General features: G+C 68.3%; 17 protein-coding genes. 8 read left to right on the top strand and 9 right to left on the bottom strand.

The annotated features are described in order from the left end of the window. Positions 1 to 8: 8 nt before the first annotated feature. The gene (locus ACFO5K_RS22055) at positions 9 to 2,396 is read right to left on the bottom strand and encodes a penicillin-binding protein (protein ID WP_378566116.1); all 2,388 of its coding nucleotides are present in this window, start codon (positions 2,394 to 2,396) and stop codon (positions 9 to 11) included. Positions 2,397 to 2,767: 371 nt separating this feature from the next. Here ACFO5K_RS22055 and ACFO5K_RS22060 point away from each other — a divergent pair, with 371 nt between their 5' ends. After that, complete coding sequence (locus tag ACFO5K_RS22060; protein WP_056821932.1) at positions 2,768 to 3,091, top strand: WhiB family transcriptional regulator; 324 nt, start codon at positions 2,768 to 2,770, stop codon at positions 3,089 to 3,091. 132 nt (positions 3,092 to 3,223) lie between these two features. Here ACFO5K_RS22060 and ACFO5K_RS22065 read toward each other — a convergent pair whose 3' ends face one another. Together ACFO5K_RS22065 and ACFO5K_RS22070 are read right to left on the bottom strand one after the other, a co-directional pair. Then, a complete protein-coding gene (locus ACFO5K_RS22065; RefSeq protein WP_378566120.1) occupies positions 3,224 to 4,357 on the bottom strand; it encodes an ArsA family ATPase in 1,134 nt (377 codons plus the stop codon). Further along, positions 4,354 to 5,391, bottom strand: a complete 1,038-nt coding sequence (locus tag ACFO5K_RS22070) for an ArsA family ATPase (RefSeq protein ID WP_378566123.1) — start codon at positions 5,389 to 5,391, stop codon at positions 4,354 to 4,356. Before ACFO5K_RS22070 ends, ACFO5K_RS22065 begins: the two co-directional genes overlap by 4 nt. A gap of 59 nt (positions 5,392 to 5,450) precedes the next feature. Here ACFO5K_RS22070 and ACFO5K_RS22075 point away from each other — a divergent pair, with 59 nt between their 5' ends. From ACFO5K_RS22075 to ACFO5K_RS22085, 3 genes are read left to right on the top strand one after another with little or no spacing between them, the layout of a single operon-like run. Continuing rightward, the gene (locus ACFO5K_RS22075; protein ID WP_019044568.1) at positions 5,451 to 5,612 is read left to right on the top strand and encodes a DUF4177 domain-containing protein; all 162 of its coding nucleotides are present in this window, start codon (positions 5,451 to 5,453) and stop codon (positions 5,610 to 5,612) included. 2 nt (positions 5,613 to 5,614) lie between these two features. Beyond that, positions 5,615 to 6,076, top strand: coding sequence for a RidA family protein (locus tag ACFO5K_RS22080; RefSeq protein WP_378566126.1), 462 nt, complete (start codon positions 5,615 to 5,617; stop codon positions 6,074 to 6,076). 9 nt (positions 6,077 to 6,085) lie between these two features. After that, entirely contained in the window at positions 6,086 to 6,892 is an 807-nt protein-coding gene (locus ACFO5K_RS22085; protein WP_378566129.1) for an MBL fold metallo-hydrolase, read from the top strand. Positions 6,893 to 7,057: 165 nt separating this feature from the next. On the opposite strand, the gene ACFO5K_RS22090 is transcribed toward ACFO5K_RS22085, so the two are convergent. Next, positions 7,058 to 7,732 carry a Crp/Fnr family transcriptional regulator gene (locus ACFO5K_RS22090; RefSeq protein ID WP_378566132.1) on the bottom strand — a complete coding sequence of 225 codons (675 nt, stop codon included), beginning with the start codon at positions 7,730 to 7,732 and terminating at the stop codon, positions 7,058 to 7,060. A gap of 164 nt (positions 7,733 to 7,896) precedes the next feature. Next, positions 7,897 to 8,139, bottom strand: coding sequence for a hypothetical protein (locus tag ACFO5K_RS22095; RefSeq protein WP_378566135.1), 243 nt, complete (start codon positions 8,137 to 8,139; stop codon positions 7,897 to 7,899). A gap of 233 nt (positions 8,140 to 8,372) precedes the next feature. Here ACFO5K_RS22095 and nth point away from each other — a divergent pair, with 233 nt between their 5' ends. The 4 genes from nth to ACFO5K_RS22115 are packed head-to-tail and all read left to right on the top strand — an operon-like array spanning position 8,373 to position 11,667. Next, entirely contained in the window at positions 8,373 to 9,053 is a 681-nt protein-coding gene (nth, locus tag ACFO5K_RS22100; protein WP_378566138.1) for an endonuclease III, read from the top strand. Then, positions 9,050 to 9,709 (top strand): TlpA family protein disulfide reductase, encoded by a 660-nt coding sequence (locus ACFO5K_RS22105; RefSeq protein ID WP_378566141.1) that lies wholly within the window; start codon positions 9,050 to 9,052, stop codon positions 9,707 to 9,709. Before nth ends, ACFO5K_RS22105 begins: the two co-directional genes overlap by 4 nt. Before the next feature lie 39 nt (positions 9,710 to 9,748). Continuing rightward, on the top strand, positions 9,749 to 10,477 hold the full coding sequence (locus ACFO5K_RS22110; protein ID WP_378566144.1) for an NUDIX hydrolase: 729 nt from the start codon (positions 9,749 to 9,751) through the stop codon (positions 10,475 to 10,477). Beyond that, entirely contained in the window at positions 10,474 to 11,667 is a 1,194-nt protein-coding gene (locus ACFO5K_RS22115) for a MarP family serine protease (RefSeq protein ID WP_378566147.1), read from the top strand. Before ACFO5K_RS22110 ends, ACFO5K_RS22115 begins: the two co-directional genes overlap by 4 nt. Before the next feature lie 163 nt (positions 11,668 to 11,830). Here ACFO5K_RS22115 and ACFO5K_RS22120 read toward each other — a convergent pair whose 3' ends face one another. The 4 genes from ACFO5K_RS22120 to ACFO5K_RS22135 form a co-directional block, all read right to left on the bottom strand. Next, positions 11,831 to 12,817, bottom strand: a complete 987-nt coding sequence (locus ACFO5K_RS22120; protein ID WP_378566150.1) for an alpha/beta fold hydrolase — start codon at positions 12,815 to 12,817, stop codon at positions 11,831 to 11,833. Between the two features lie 55 nt (positions 12,818 to 12,872). After that, the gene (locus ACFO5K_RS22125; protein WP_378566153.1) at positions 12,873 to 13,376 is read right to left on the bottom strand and encodes a phage holin family protein; all 504 of its coding nucleotides are present in this window, start codon (positions 13,374 to 13,376) and stop codon (positions 12,873 to 12,875) included. After that, positions 13,373 to 14,602, bottom strand: coding sequence for a Na+/H+ antiporter NhaA (nhaA, locus tag ACFO5K_RS22130; protein ID WP_378566156.1), 1,230 nt, complete (start codon positions 14,600 to 14,602; stop codon positions 13,373 to 13,375). Before nhaA ends, ACFO5K_RS22125 begins: the two co-directional genes overlap by 4 nt. 170 nt (positions 14,603 to 14,772) lie before the next feature. After that, positions 14,773 to 15,471 (bottom strand): AMP-binding enzyme (locus ACFO5K_RS22135; protein WP_449289691.1); only part of this gene is annotated, 699 nt, incomplete at its 5' end.

Consider the following 15,471-nt stretch of genomic DNA (forward strand, 5'->3'; position numbering starts at 1 on the left):
GTCGTGTTCTAGCGCGGCACCGGAATGGGGATCGGTGGCAGGCGCGGGATCTGCGGCAGACCCGGGATCGGCGCCGCGGGCTCGGCGGGGGACGGCGGCGGCGGTGCCGAGCTCGTCGGCACCCGCACCGTGCCGTCGCTGATGTAGATCGTGACGACCGAACCGGGAATGGCCGAGCCGTTGGGCGAGCTGCCCATCACAGTGCCCTTGGCCTGCGAACCGGGGCTGGTCACCGCCGACACCTGGAATCCGGCGCCGACCAGCATCGAGGTGGCCTCACCCTGGGACTTGCCCGCCACATCGGGCACCTGCGAGTTGTTGGCGCCGCGCACGTACTTGTCGTCCAGCGGCGGCAGCGCGGGCGGCGGGAAGCGATCCAGAACCGGTTTGATCGCGTTGAACCAGGTGCGGGCGGGTTCGTTACCACCGAACAAGCCGGAGGAATTGTTCGCGCCGCAGTTGCGCAGCGGGAACGAGCAGATCTCGCCGGGGGTCGGGCTGTCGCCGTAGACGTAGACGGCCGAGGCGAGGGAGTTGGTGAATCCGAGGAAGGCAGAGGAGCGGTGGCTCTCGGTGGTGCCGGTCTTGCCCGACATCGGCGCGTTCCAGCCCACGGACCGGGCCGCGCCCGCCGCGGTGCCGCTGACGTCGTCCTTGCTCATCGCGTTGGCGAGGGTGTTGGCCAGGCCGGGTTCGACCACCTGCTCGCAGGCCTGCTGGGTGAGCGGCACGGTCTTGCCGTGCCGGTCGACGACCTCGACGATCGGCGAGGGCGGGCACCACTTGCCGCCCGAGGCCAGCGTGGCGGCCACATTGGACAGCTCGAGCGGGTTGATCGCGAACGGGCCGAGGGTGAACGAACCCATGTTGTTGTTCTTGATGTGGTCGGCCAGGCTGGTGTTGCCGTGGCCGGAGGTGCCGGGCTCGGTGTAGGAACGCATGCCCAGGCGCACGGCCATGTCGACCGCGGCGGCGACGCCCACGTCCTGGATCATCTTCACGAACGTGGTGTTGGGTGAGGTGGCGAGCGCGTCGGTGACCGACATCGATCCCGGGTAGTCGCCGGCGTTCTTCACACACCACGCGTCGGCGGGGCAGCCGGGGGAGTTGCTGTAACCCATGCCCCTGGCCGCGTACACGCTCGGTACCTCGACCTGGGCGTTGATGCCCAGGCCCTTCTCCATCGCGGCGGCGGTGGTGAAGAGTTTGAAGATCGAGCCCGCGCCGTCGCCGACCATCGTGTACGGCTGGCCGAGCAGGGTCTCGTTGGCTTCGCGGTTGAGGCCGTAGGTGCGGCTCGAGGCCATCGCCTTCACGTGGTGGGCGTCCTGGCCGGGCGCGACCACCGACATCACCTCGGCGATGTTTTCGAGGTCGGGGTCGGCGGCCTCGGTGACGGCTCGCTTCACCGAGTCCTGCAGGACCGGATCGAGGGAGGTCTTGATCAGGTAGCCGCCCTTGTCGACCTGTTCGCGGCTGATGCCCGCATCCGCCAGGTACTGCAGCGCGTAGTCGCAGAAGAAGCCCTTGTCGTGGGCTGCGATGCAGCCGCGTGGCAGGGCCTTGGGTTCGGGTAGCACGCCGAGCGGCTGGTCCTTGGCCTTGCGGAATTCCTCGGCCCGGGCGGGGATGTTGTCGATCAGGGTGTCGAGCACGGTGTTGCGCCGGGCGGTCACGCCTTCGACGTTGGTGTAGGGGTTGAGCTTGGAGCTGGACTGCACCATGCCGGCCAGCATCGCCGACTGGGTGATGTCGAGTTCCGCGGCGTCGATGCCGAAGTAGGTCTGGGCGGCGTCCTGGATGCCGTAGGACCCGTTGCCGAAGGGCACCAGGTTCAGGTAGCGGGTGAGGATCTCGTCCTTGGACAGCTCGCGGTCCAACGTGAGCGCCATCCGGATCTCGCGCAGTTTGCGCGCCGGTGTCGTCTCGATCGCGGCCCGGCGTTCGGCGTCGGTCTTGGCGACGACGAGCAGGTTGAAGTTCTTCACGTACTGCTGATCCAGTGTCGAGGCGCCCTGCTGTACCTCACCGGATGAGGTGTTGGTCAGGAACGCGCGCAGGGTGCCCTGCCAGTCGACGCCTTTGTGGTCGGCGAAGCGCTTGTCCTCGATGGACACGATCGCCAGCTTCATGTTGTTGGAGATGCGATCGCTGGGCACCTCGAAGCGGCGTTGCTCGTAGAGCCACGCGATGGGGGCTCCGGCGGCGTCGACCATCGTCGAGACGGCGGGGACCGTGCCCTCCACGAGCTCGGCTGAGACGTTGTCGACGGCATCGGCGGCGCGGTTGGAGATGAACCCGAACCCTCCGGCCAACGGGAACAGCAACCCGGCAACGAGCACGGCGGCCAGCGCGCAGCTGCCGGCCAGCCTCACAAGCGTTTGAGTGATCGGCACGTGCTCAGCCTAAAGGGTGGGGTGGCGGGGTTCACGGTGTGCTGCTCGACGCGTGGTGTCCGGTTGGTGCCAGGGGGGTTGCTCGGGCGTGTCAACAAAATGATCACATCGGCGTGTCGCGACCGGGCACGCCGGTGATCAGCAGTAGTGCGGCGTTCTGGCCCGATTTGAAGGGACGGCCGTACCAAAAAATCGGGGGGCGGTCTTGCGCTAGCGCCATACCTTTACCTAGATTGAGAACCCAGTGTGATAGAGCTAACACTCAAAGTGGAATGTGGTGCGGACCGCAGCGGTAGTTGGGTTGCTGTGATCCGCGCTCGCGATTCTGGAGCGCCGCACAACGGTGTTCGGACTGCAAAGGGGCACATCAAATGCACATCACAACCCCCATCGCTCGACTGGATGTAGAGCAGGCCGAGGCAAGGATCGCTTGGGTTGCCCAGGCGCGATGCAAGGAAGTGGACCCTGATCAGCTGTTCGTGCGTGGTGCGGCACAGCGCAAGGCGGCAACGATCTGCCGGCACTGCCCGGTGCTGATGCAGTGCGGAGCCGACGCGCTCGACAACCGGGTGGAATTCGGTGTGTGGGGCGGGATGACCGAGCGGCAACGCCGTGCGCTGCTCAAACAGCACCCCGACGTGACCTCCTGGGCGGAATTCTTCAACGCCCAGCGCCAGCATCAGGTGGCTATCTAGTAAGCGAGACCAGACCGTTACCACAACGGCGCCGAGACCGCGGGGGTTGCGGAATCGGCGCCGTTGGCCGGTAGTCACCGAGGTGTGGTCTATAGCCGATATGTCTGAATCGAGCTCTGGATTCGGACCCGCTCAGGCGGACACGGATCCGCTCGTCAACTGGTCACCGACAGCACGCAGCGCGCGCAGATCCGACACTTCGAACGGCAGCGCCGTCACCGCCACGATGCGGACCTTCGGGTGCGCACCGGTGAAGCGATGCAGCAACCGCTGCTCCCGCTTGGCCGTCGCCACCCGGTCGGCGTGGATGCGCAGCACCGAGGCGGTGAGCGGGTCGGAATCGGTCAACTGCTCGGCCGCGCTCAGCGCACGGTCACCGGACAGGCTCGACAGAGCCGGGTGAGTGCGATTGAGCACCAGACCGGCCAGCGGCATCTGCTCGGTGGAGAGCCGGTCGACGAAGAACGACGCCTCGCGCAGCGCGTCGGGTTCGGGGGCCGCGACCACCAGGAAGTGCGTGCCCGGCTTGGACAGCATCGCGAAAGTGCGTTCGGCCCGATCCTGGAACCCGCCGAACAACGATTCCAGCGACTGCAGGAACGTCGAGGCGTCCTTGAGCATCTGGCCGCCGACGATGGTGGACACCCCGCGCATCGCCAGGCTCATCGCCCCGGTGACGAACCGGCCCACCCCGCGGCCCGGCGCCATGATCAACCGGATCATCTTGCCGTTGAGGAAGGTGCCCAGCCGCTTCGGCGCGTCGAGGAAGTCCAGGGCATTACGCGAGGGCGGGGTGTCGACCACGATCAGGTCCCACTCCTTGCGCGCGGCCAGCTGGCCGAGCTTCTCCATCGCCATGTACTCCTGCGTGCCACCGAACGACGACGCCACCGTCTGATAGATCGGGTTCGCGAAGATCTGCTCGGCCTTGTCGGCACTGGTGTGCTCGAGCACCATGTCGTCGAAGGTGCGGCGCATGTTCAGCATCATCGCGTGCAGCTCACCGGGCACCTCGGGGCCCAGCTCCACACGCTGGGGAGTGTTGTCCAGCTCGGCCACCCCGAGCGACTGGGCCAGCCTGCGCGCCGGGTCGATGGTCAGCACCACCACCTTGCGCCCGGACTCGGCCGCGCGCAGGGCGATGGCCGCAGCGGTGGTGGTCTTGCCGACACCGCCGGAGCCACAGCACACGATCACCCGGGCCTGCGGGTCGGCGAGGATCTGTGAGACATCCAGGGCAGGCGGGGTGGTCACATGCTCGCTCATCGCACTCCCTGCGCGGATAGTCGTTCGGCCAGTTCGTAGATCCCGCCCAGGTCCATGCCTTCGCCGAGACCGGGCAGATACAGCTGGGGCACATCCACCCGCGCCAGTTCCACGGCACTGGCGTCCTGGGCGGTGAGCATGGTGGCGTGCTCGACCGTTTCGGTGAGCAGGCCGTCGAAGTCGTCGTCGGCCAGGGCGATCCCGGCCTCGGCCAGCCGGGCCGCTATCGCGGTGGCGTCGAGTTCGCCCTCGACGGCGGTGGCGCGGTCGGCGGGCGACAGCTGGGCGGTGGCCGCCCGGTTGACGATCACCGTGCCGATCCGCAGATCGTTGGCGGTGAGTTCGGCGACCGCGTCGGCGGTCTCCTGCACCGGCAGCGCCTCGAGCAGGGTCACCAGGTGGATCATCGTCTGATCCGAGTGCAGCAGCTTGGACACCCCCTCGGCCTGCGAGGCGATCGGCCCGCCCTTGGCGATCTCGGCCATGGCCTGGGTGACGTCGAGGAAGCTGGCGATCCGGCCGGTGGGCGGCGCGTCGACGACGATGTCGTCATAGGCGGGCTTGCCGTCCTTGCCGGTGCGCACCGCGCATTCCTTGATCTTGCCGGTGAGGATCACATCACGCAGACCGGGTGCGATGGTGGTGACGAATTCGATGGCGCCCATCCGGCGCATCGCCCGGCCGGCGAAGCCCAGGTTGTAGAACATGTCGAGGTATTCCAGGAAGGCGTACTCGATGTCCAGCGCCAGGGCCACCACCTCGCCGCCACCGTCGGCGGTGGCGATCTGGGTCTCGGTGGGTGGCAGCGGCGGCCGGTCGAACAGCTGCGCGATGGACTGGCGGCTCTCCACTTCGACCAGCAGCACCTTGCGCCCACCTGCGGCGAGTGCGAGCGCCAGGGCCGCCGAAACCGTCGACTTGCCTGTGCCTCCCTTGCCGGTCACGTAGTGCAAGCGGGCCTTGGCCGCGCGCTGTGGCCATCCGGTCGACGGTTCCGGAACCGACGAATCCGGCTCTGCTGTTGGTGCTCCCACGTGGCCGAGCCTATAACCCGTTTCGCGCCCACGGTCGGGGTGAGCCCTAAACTCACACCATGAGTGAAGTCACCCTGTGGGAGTACGCGACCGTGCCGCTGTTGACGCACGCGACAAAGCAGATCCTCGACCAGTGGGGCGCCGACGGCTGGGAACTGGTCACGGTGCTGCCCGGACCGACCGGCGAACAGCACGTCGCCTACCTGAAGCGGCAGAAGTAACCGTGGCCACCGCGTGGAAGGACGCGCTCGACCGGCTCGGGGTCACCCTGCCGCCGGTCGCGGCCCCGGTGGCGGCCTATATCCCGGCCGTGCGCACCGGGTCGCTGGTCTACACCTCCGGACAGCTGCCCTTCGTCGACGGTGAACTGTCGGCCGTCGGCAAGGTCGGCGCCGAGGTGGATGTGGAGCAGGCGCAGGAGGCCGCCCGGCTGTGCGCGCTGAACGCGCTGGCCGCCGTGCACGACCTGGTCGGGCTCGACCAGGTGGTGCGGATCGTGAAGGTCGTCGGTTTCGTCGCCTCGGCGCCGGGCTTCACCGATCAGCCGATTGTGATCAACGGCGCATCCGAATTCCTCGGTGCGGTGTTCGGTGAGGCGGGCGTGCACGCGCGTTCCGCGGTCGGCGTGTCGGAGTTGCCGAAGAACACCCCGGTCGAGGTCGAATTGATCGTCGAGGTCGGGTAGGCAGCCGCCATGGCACCGGAACATCCCGCGTACGGCCGGGTCAGGCAGGTCACCCCGACGGCATCGGTACTGCTGGCCGACAATCCCGGCCAGATGACGCTCGACGGAACCAACACCTGGCTGCTGCGCGGCCCGGACAGCGACTCCTATGTGGTCGTGGATCCGGGGCCCAAGGACAAGAAGCACACCGCCGCCATCGTCGAGGCCACCGGCGGCCGGATCGCGCTGACCCTGATCACCCATCGCCACCCCGATCACACCGGCGGCATCGATCACCTGGTGAAGGCCACCGGGACGCCGGTGCGGTCAGCGGATCCGGCACATCTGCGCGGGCAGGTGACACCGCTGGCCGACGGCGAGGTCATCGAGGCCGCGGGCCTGCGGATCACGGTGCTGGCAACCGCCGGGCACACCACTGATTCGGTGAGCCTGCTGCTCGACGACGCGGTCCTCACCGGTGACACGGTCCTCGGCCGGGGCACCACGGTCCTCGAGTCCACGCCGGGCGCGCTGGCCGCGTTTCTCGCCTCGCTGGAAAAGCTGCGTGCGCTCGGCGCGGGCAAGGCCCTGTTGCCCGCACACGGGCCCGATCATCCCGATGCCGCACCGGTGGCCCAGTACTACCTGGATCACCGGTACGAGCGGCTCGATCAGGTGCGGGCCGCACTGACCGAACTGGGTGCCGACGCTGGCGCTTTCGCGGTGGTCCGCAAGGTCTATGCCGATGTGGACAAGCGACTGTGGCCGGCGGCACGCAGCTCGGTGCGGGCGCAGCTGGAGTACCTGCGGTCCGAGCGGGACACGCCACCGAACTGACACGCGATCGATCGCCGGCGGATCTCCGTCGGCGATCGACTCATGTCCGAATTGTCGGCATAAACGCCGAAATCCCGGCACAACTGAACCGCGGTGGTGTGGACGAGGCCCTCTCCTCGTGAGCCCACACGCGGCCCGTCGTACCGGGATCCCAGGTGAGGTGCGTCAGCGCGCGCGACGCGCCAGCCGCTCCGAATCCGAGATCAGCACGCTCTTGCCCTCGAGGCGCAGCCACCCGCGATGCGCGAAGTCGGCGAGTGCCTTGTTGACGGTTTCCCGGGAAGCGCCGACGAGCTGGGCGATCTCTTCCTGGGTGAGGTCGTGCGTCACCCGCAGCGCGCCGGCCTCCTGCGTGCCGAAACGCTGTGCGAGCTGCAGCAGCGCCTTGGCGACGCGGCCGGGCACGTCGGTGAAGATCAGATCGGCGAGATTGTTGTTGGTGCGGCGAAGACGTCGGGCCAGCACGCGCAGCAGCTGCTCAGCGATCTCGGGGCGCTGATCGATCCACGACTTGAGTGCGTCGCGGTCCATCGTGACGGCGCGGACCTCGGTGACCGTGGTGGCGGTCGAGGTACGCGGACCCGGGTCGAAGATCGACAGTTCACCGAACATGTCGGACGGACCCATGATGGTCAGCAGGTTTTCCCGGCCGTCGGGTGAGCGACGACCGATCTTCACCTTGCCCGTCGTGATGATGAAGAGCCGATCGCCGGGTTCGCCCTCGTTGAAGATGACGTGGCCGCGCGGAAAATCTACCGGCTGCAACTGCTTGGCGAGCGCGGCCACCGCAGTGGGCTCGACGCCTTGGAAGATGCCTGCTCTGGCGAGGGCCTCGTCCACGAATGTGCTCCTTAGGGATATGGCTTGCGAACCTGGTCGAGCGAATCGACCAACAGCGCAGTCTACGCGGCATCAGGTCAGCACAGTGACAGACACCACGCAAAGTGTGGATTGCGCGATGTGCGCACACTGTGAACGGGGCGCCCGGCCCCGGGAAAAGATGGTCAGCTCGCCCGCGCGACGTCCAGATCGGACGTGCGGGTACGACGCTTGCGCACCCGGCCGACCGCGGCGGGCAGACCGAGCTTCGTCAGCTCTTTCACTTCGGCGTTGCTGGCACTGTCCAGGTACTGCTGAACCTCTTCGTCGGGTTCGAGAAGCTTTCGGAGCCGGTTCTCGACCCGCTCCATTCCCAGCGCGAACAGCATCAACAGCACTGGGAAGAGCACCACAGCGAGTCCTTGCATGACAGGCAGTAAACACGGTCGAGGTCTCAGATGGAACACAGCGGGCAAACTGAGCGCGCTTTGTTGTCGGAGCGGTTCCGTATGGTGGACGCGTGCCCGATTCCCCCGCCACCGCAGCCGCCGGCGCTGCCGATCCGGCGCCGCCGCCCACCGGAATCACGGCCGCGCGCAAACGCAAAAACCGTGCTATAGCTGCGGAAACACGAATCGGGCTGGTCCGCAGGGCGCGCCGGATGAACCGCACCCTCGCCCAAGCTTTTCCCGACGCGCACTGCGAGCTGGACTTCACCACGCCGCTGGAGCTGGCCGTCGCGACGATCCTGTCGGCCCAGTGCACCGACGTCCGAGTGAACCTCACCACTCCGGCGCTGTTCGCCCGCTACCGGTCCGCACGTGACTACGCCGAGGCCAACCGGGCCGAGCTGGAGGAATTCATCCGGCCCACCGGTTTCTACCGCAACAAGACCAGCTCGCTGATGGGGCTGGGCCAAGCCCTGGTCGAGCAGTACGACGGTGAATTGCCTCACACTCTCGACAAATTGGTGAAGCTGCCGGGCATCGGACGCAAGACGGCCAACGTCATCCTGGGCAATGCCTTCGGTGTGCCGGGAATCACGGTGGACACGCATTTCGGCCGCCTGGTCCGCCGCTGGAAGTGGACCGATCTGGAAGACCCGGTGAAGATCGAGCACGCGGTCGGTGAGCTGATCGAGCGCAAGGACTGGACGATGCTCTCGCACCGGGTGATCTTCCACGGCCGCCGGGTGTGTCATTCGCGCAAACCGGCCTGCGGTGCCTGCGTGCTCGCCGGCGACTGCCCCTCGTTCGGGCTCGGACCCACCGATCCGGCCGTGGCGGCCGAACTGGTCAAGGGCCCCGAGCGCGAACATCTGCTGGACATGGTCGGCCTGTGAACGAAACCGGTGATCCGCCGCTGCTGCGGCGCCCGGCCGTGCGCTGGGCGCTGGCCGCGCTGATCCTCGTCGTCGCGGCGAGCGTGGCGCTGTGGCCGCGCGGCGACTCCGGAACCGGCACCGGGGAAACTCGGCAAACTTCGCAACAGCCTCCGGGCGTGTCGGCCGAGCAGCGGGCGGCGGCCGGACTGGCTCCCTGCCCCGCCCCCGCGCCGGGTGCCCCCGCGGCGGGACCGCTGGCCGGGCTCACCTTCGAATGCCTGGCCGACGGTGCGCCGATGGACCTCACCGCCGCCCTGGCCGGCAAGCCCGCCCTGCTCAATCTGTGGGCCTACTGGTGCGGCCCGTGTGCCACCGAACTGCCTCACCTGCAGGAATTCGCGCAGCGGGCCGGTCCGGCGCTCACGGTTCTCACCGTGCACAGCGACCCCGACCAGGCCAAGGCGCTGGCTCGGCTGAGCGGGCTCGACATCACCCTGCCCGGCATCTCCGATCCGCAGGCGCAGGTGCGCAGCGCGGTCGGCGCACCCGCGGTGCTGCCGGTCTCGGTCCTGCTGCGTCCGGACGGCACCGTCGCCAGTGTGGAAGTGCGAAGCTTCGCCGACGTGGCCGACATCGTCGATACGGTGTCCGCGAAGCTCGGGATCACGGTATGACAGACAGCGTTGTTGTGACATGCGGATGAGGGCGATGGCGTGAGCGGTGTAGCGAGATTGGACGATTCGGGCATTCCGCCCTGGTTGCGCTCGGCGACCAGACACGGCGGTCCCGACGCCGACGACACCCTCGCCACCTCGCGCGCGCTGCGCCGGGCCATGTCGATCACCGGCAAACCCCGCCAGGCGGCCGTGCTCGTCCTGTTCGGCGGCTCACCCGAACCCGACCCGGCCTCGCCCGGTGGCCTGCCCGCAGACGCCGAGGTGCTGCTCACCCAGCGTGCGTCGACGATGCGACAGCACCGCGGCCAGGTCGCCTTCCCCGGTGGCGCCGAAGACCCCGGTGACGGCGGCCCGGTCGGCGCCGCGCTGCGCGAGGCCGTCGAGGAGACCGGCCTCGATCCGGCCGGGGTGCAACCCTTCGCGACGCTGCCGAAACTGTTCGTACCGCCCTCCAAGTTCGACGTGACCCCCGTACTCGGCTGGTGGCACTCCCCGAGTCCGGTGGGAGTGGTCGACGAAGGCGAAACCGAACGGGTCGTCCGCGTGCCGCTGTCCGAATTGCTCGATCCGGCACACAGATTCATGGTGCGTGGCAGTCTCGGCTACCGGAGCCCGGCGTTCCAGGTCGACGGCATGCTGGTGTGGGGGCTCACCGGCGGTATCCTCGCCGGCATCATCAAAACGGCTGGGTGGGAACGAGACTGGGATCGGGGCGACGTGCGTGACTTGGAGAGCTCACTGGCTGCGGTCGGGATGATCCTGTGAGCGCCTCGGTATGGCTCGACATCGCGGTCGTGCTGATCGCGCTGGTCGCGGCGTCCACGGGTTGGCGGCAAGGCGCGGTGGCCTCGGCGCTGGCGTTCTTCGGCGTCGCCCTCGGCGCGATCGCCGGCATCCTGATCGCGCCACACATCCTCAAACACCTCAGTGAAGGCCGCAGCCGGGTTCTCGGCGGCATCCTGCTGATCGTGCTGCTGGTGATCATCGGCGAGGTCGCGGGCATGGTGCTGGGCCGGGCCGCGCGGTCGGGGCTGCGTCACCCCGTCACACGCGGGGTCGACAGCACCGTCGGCGCGGTATTGCAGGCGGTGACCGTGCTGGTCGCGGCCTGGCTGCTGGCACTGCCGCTGTCCACCAACTCCCAACCGGGCGTCGCGGCGGCCATCAACGGCTCGCGCGTACTGGCCGACGTCAACGCCGTGGCACCGAACTGGCTGCGCAAACTACCCAACGACTTCGCCAAACTCCTCGACACCTCCGGGCTGCCGGATGTGATCGGCCCGTTCGGCCGGGCACCCATCGCCGCGGTCGAACCGCCGGACCCCAGTGTGCTCGCCAGCCCGGTCGCGGCCTCGCTGCAGCAGAGCGTGCTGCGCATCCGCGGGGTGGCCCCCAGCTGCCAGCGCGCGCTGGAAGGCTCCGGATTCGTCGTCGCACCCGAGCGGGTGATGACCAACGCCCACGTCGTCGCCGGCACCACCAGCGTCGCGGTCGACACCGCCCGCGGACCACTCGACGCGAGCGTGGTGCTGTTCGATCCGTCCAAGGACATCGCGGTCCTCGCCGTACCCGGGCTCACCGCCCCGGTCATTCCGCTGGCGCCGGACCCGGCGACCTCCGGGGAGAACGCGATCGTGCTCGGCTACCCCGGCGGGGGGCCGTACACGGCCAGCGCGGCGCGGGTACGCGAGACGCTCGACCTGTCGGGGCCGACCATCCATCGTGACGGCACGGTCGAACGTGAGGTGTACACGGTGCGCGGTCAGGTGCGCGCGGGCAATTCGGGTGGGCCGCTGGTCGACACCGACGGGCAGGTGCTCGGCGTGGTGTTCGGGGCCGCCGTGACCGATGACGACACGGGGTATGTGTTGACGTTGGACGAGGTCGGGTCCGAGCTGTCGGCGGCGCAGCCCAGTAGTACGGCAGTGGACACCGGTGCTTGCGTGCTGAGTTAGCAGGTTTCGGCGGCGCGGGTGCCGTTGTTTGCGGGCGGGGGTGGTCGCACCGCGCACCTCGGGCACGGTCCCGGCCAGGGTCCGGCCGTCACCGAGGTCGACGGCGATGTCGACCGCGCGCGGAGCCTGCTCGTAGTCGGGCCTCGTTTGTGTGGAAGCCGAGCTACGGCGAGACGAGGCCGTCTTTGGGGGAGCCGTTCACGCCGTTCTGTTCGCGCCAGCGGCTGGTGAGGACCGCGTTGACCCTGGTGGAGTTCTCCTGGTGGGCGTAGTGGCCCGCGTCGGGGATCGCCACGAGGGTGCGGTCGGGGGACAGGTGGCGGTCGCGGTGCAGGGTTTCGGGGAGCAGGTAGGTGTCCTGCTCGCCGTAGAGGCCGAGGACGGGGATGTCGATGGGGGTGCGCATGGTGGCCATGAAGCGTTTGCCGTCGGGGCGCCACTGGCTGCGGAAGGCCCAGCGTTGGTATTCCAGGGCGCTGTGGGCGGCGCCGGGGATGCGGATGGCGGCGCGCATGCGTGCTGCTGTCTCGGTGAATTCGGCACTACGCGACCATTTTTCGCCGACTCTGGCGCGTAGCAGCTGTTCCACTTCGGTGCCGTCGTGGCGGGTGAGCAGGTGCTCGGGGTAGCGCGGTAACTGGTAGCGCAGGAATTCGGGGAGCCAGGCGGCGCGCTGGGCGGAGTCGCGCAGGACCGCGCTCTTGAGGGCGGCGGGGTGCGGGGAGCTCACCAGTGCGATCGAACGGACCAGGCGGGGATGCAGCACCGCCGTGGCCCAGCAGACGAGCCCGCCTTCGGCGTGTCCGACCAGAGTGGCCTCGGTGTGGCCCAGGGCGCGGATCAACCCGGCCACGTCACCGGCCAGCGTCCACCCGTCGTAGCCGCGCGGTGGTTTGTCGGTGTCGCCGTATCCGCGCAGGTCGACGGCGACGGTTCGGTACCCGTGCTCGGCGAGCCCGGTGAGCTGGTGCCGCCACGACCACCAGAAGTCGGCGAATCCGTGCAGCAGCAGTACCAGCGGCGCTGTGGAGCGCGTCGGCGTGTCGGCTTCGACGATGTGGAAACGGATCCCGTTGGCGTGCACGTCCCGGTGCGTCCACGGGCCGTCGTAACGGACGGTGGACGGATCCGGGAATGAGTTGGACGACACGCCGATCGAGCCTAGTGGGCGGGCCCGGCTGTCGCGACCGGGCCCGCCCGGCGCGTCATCGGGTGCTCGACTTCTCCAGCGGCGACTTCTCCAGCGACGGAGTGTGCTCGCGGTGGGCGAGCGACTGCGGCAGCACCTCGGCGGTCTGCTTGAGCGAGCCGATCGTCTTCTCCGGCGCGCGCACCTTCTTCACCTTGAGCCAGCCGAGCAGCGCCAGCACGATGGTCGTCACGACCATGAGACCGAACACGGTCAGGAACGCGGCCCAGCGCCACATCCACTGGTCGAGGAGTTCGGCGAGGAAGAAGAAGAAAAAGAATGAGCTGAACAGCAGCACGGTCAGCGCGAGAACGAAGAAGACGCTGCCGGTGAGGCCCTTCTTGATCTCACCGGTGACCTCGGCCTTGGCCAGCGCCACCTCGGCGCGCACGAGCGTCGACATCTGCTCGGTCGCGTCGCGAACGAGGCTGCCGATGCTCGCCGAGCCGGGCGGGTTCGCGTCGGTCAACGGGATGGAAGTGACCGTCCGACCGTCATGTCCGCCTTGGGTGTAACTCACTTCGTCGACCCTTCTCCCTGTGGTAACTGGTCCGCATCACGGCGCGCCTGGTGCACACGTCCTCGGCGCAACAGTAGCGCCGATCCGAGCACCGATGCTGCCATGGAGGTCACCAGCACGGCGGCCTTCGCCAATTCAATGGTTTCCGCACCGACATCGGCCAGCGCGAGTTCGGCCACCAGCAGGCTAACGGTGAAGCCGATCGCACCGAGCACCGACAGGGCGAACATGTCGCGATATTCCAGGCCGACTGGGCGTTTCGCCACGCCCAGCCGGATCGCCAGCCAGCTCACTCCGAAGATGCCGATCGTCTTGCCGAGCAGCAGGCCGAGCACGATCGCCAGGGCCAGCCGGTCGGTGAACAGTGAGCCGAGCACGGCGGTGTTCAGCGGCACGCCGGAGGCGAACAGCGCGAACAACGGCACGCAGAAACCGGCCGAGATCGGTTGCACGACGTGCTCGAGGTGAGTGGCGGGCGCGGTGCGCTCGCCGGGATCCTTGCGCACCCGGGTGAGCAGTCCGAGCGCGACACCGGCCAGCGTGGGGTGGATGCCCGCCTCGTGCAGCGCGTACCAGCAGATGAGCGCGACCGGAATGTAGAACAGTGGGGTGTGCAGGCGGTACTTCTGCGCCAGCCCCCAGGCCACACAGCAGGCGACGGCCGCGCCGAGCCACAGCAGCGACAGCGAGGCGGTGAACAGCACTGCGATGAGGATGATGGCAAGTAGGTCGTCGACCACGGCCAGGCTCAGCAGGAACACCCGCGCGCTGACGGGGATGCGGGAGCCGGTCATGGCGAGTACCGCGAGGGCGAAGGCGATGTCGGTGGCGACGGGGATGGCCCAGCCGTTGTCCATGCCGGGCGCGCCGTGGCCGACCGCGAGCGCGATCGCCGCGGGCACGACCACGCCGCCGACCGCGGCGATGATCGGCAGCGCGGCCCGTCTCGGATCGGCCAGCTCACCGACGACGAATTCGCGTTTGAGTTCCAGACCGGCCACGAAGAAGAAGATCGCGAGCAGCCCGTCCTTGGTCCAGTCGGCCAGGGTGAGGTCGAGGTGCAGCGCGGGGATGGCGAGGCTGGTGTCGACCATCGTCTGATAGCTCGCACCCCACGGCGAGTTCACCCAGATCAACGCCACTGCCGCCGCGATCAGCAGCAGTGCGCCACCGACGGTTTCGGTGCGGAGATAGCGGGTGAGCTCGGAGCGAACACGGGTTATCACAAGCGGGGCCTTTCGGCAGGGTTGACTCGGCTGCGGACGCCCATCCACCCCTGCAGTGCATCGGATTCACGACCGCATGCCGACCAGACTTCCCGGCACACCTCGCGGCAATCCTAACCGACGCGCTCCGGCGACACCTGGTGTCACCGGAGCGCTTGCCCGCGTTCGGCTCAGTTGTTGCCGGTGCGAATGTTCTCGAAAACGCGCGGATCGACGAGGGTGGAAGTGTCGCCGAGTTCGCGTCCTTCGGCCACGTCGCGCAGCAGTCGGCGCATGATCTTGCCGCTGCGGGTCTTGGGCAGTTCCGGCACGAGGTGGATCTCGCGTGGCTTGGCGATCGGGCTGATCTGCTTGGCCACTTCGGCTTTGAGTTCGTCGACGAGCGTGTCGTTTCGGGTGCTCGCCCCGGTGAGGATGACGAAGGCGACGATGCCCTGCCCGGTGGTGGCGTCGCTGGCGCCGACGACGGCCGCTTCGGCGACGGCGGGGTGGCCGACGAGGGCGGATTCGACTTCGGCAGTGGAGATGCGGTGTCCGGAGATGTTCATGACGTCGTCGACGCGGCCGAGTACCCACAGGTCGCCGTCGGCGTCGAGTTTGGCGCCGTCACCGGCGAAGTACCAGCCCTGCTCGGCGTAGCGCTCCCAGTAGGTGGACCGGTAGCGGTCCATATCGCCCCAGAGTCCGCGGAGCATGGCCGGCCACGGCTTGTCCAGCACCAGATAGCCGTTGGCTTCGGTGTCGCCGAGGCGCACCGGGTTGCCCTCGTCGTCGACGACCTTGGCCGAGATGCCCGGTAGTGGGGCCATCGCGGCGCCGGGTTTGGTGGTGGTGACGCCGGGGAGTGGGGAGATCATGATGGCGCCGGT

This window comes from Nocardia halotolerans (assembly GCF_042650145.1).
Classification (GTDB): Bacteria; Actinomycetota; Actinomycetes; order Mycobacteriales; family Mycobacteriaceae; genus Nocardia; species Nocardia halotolerans.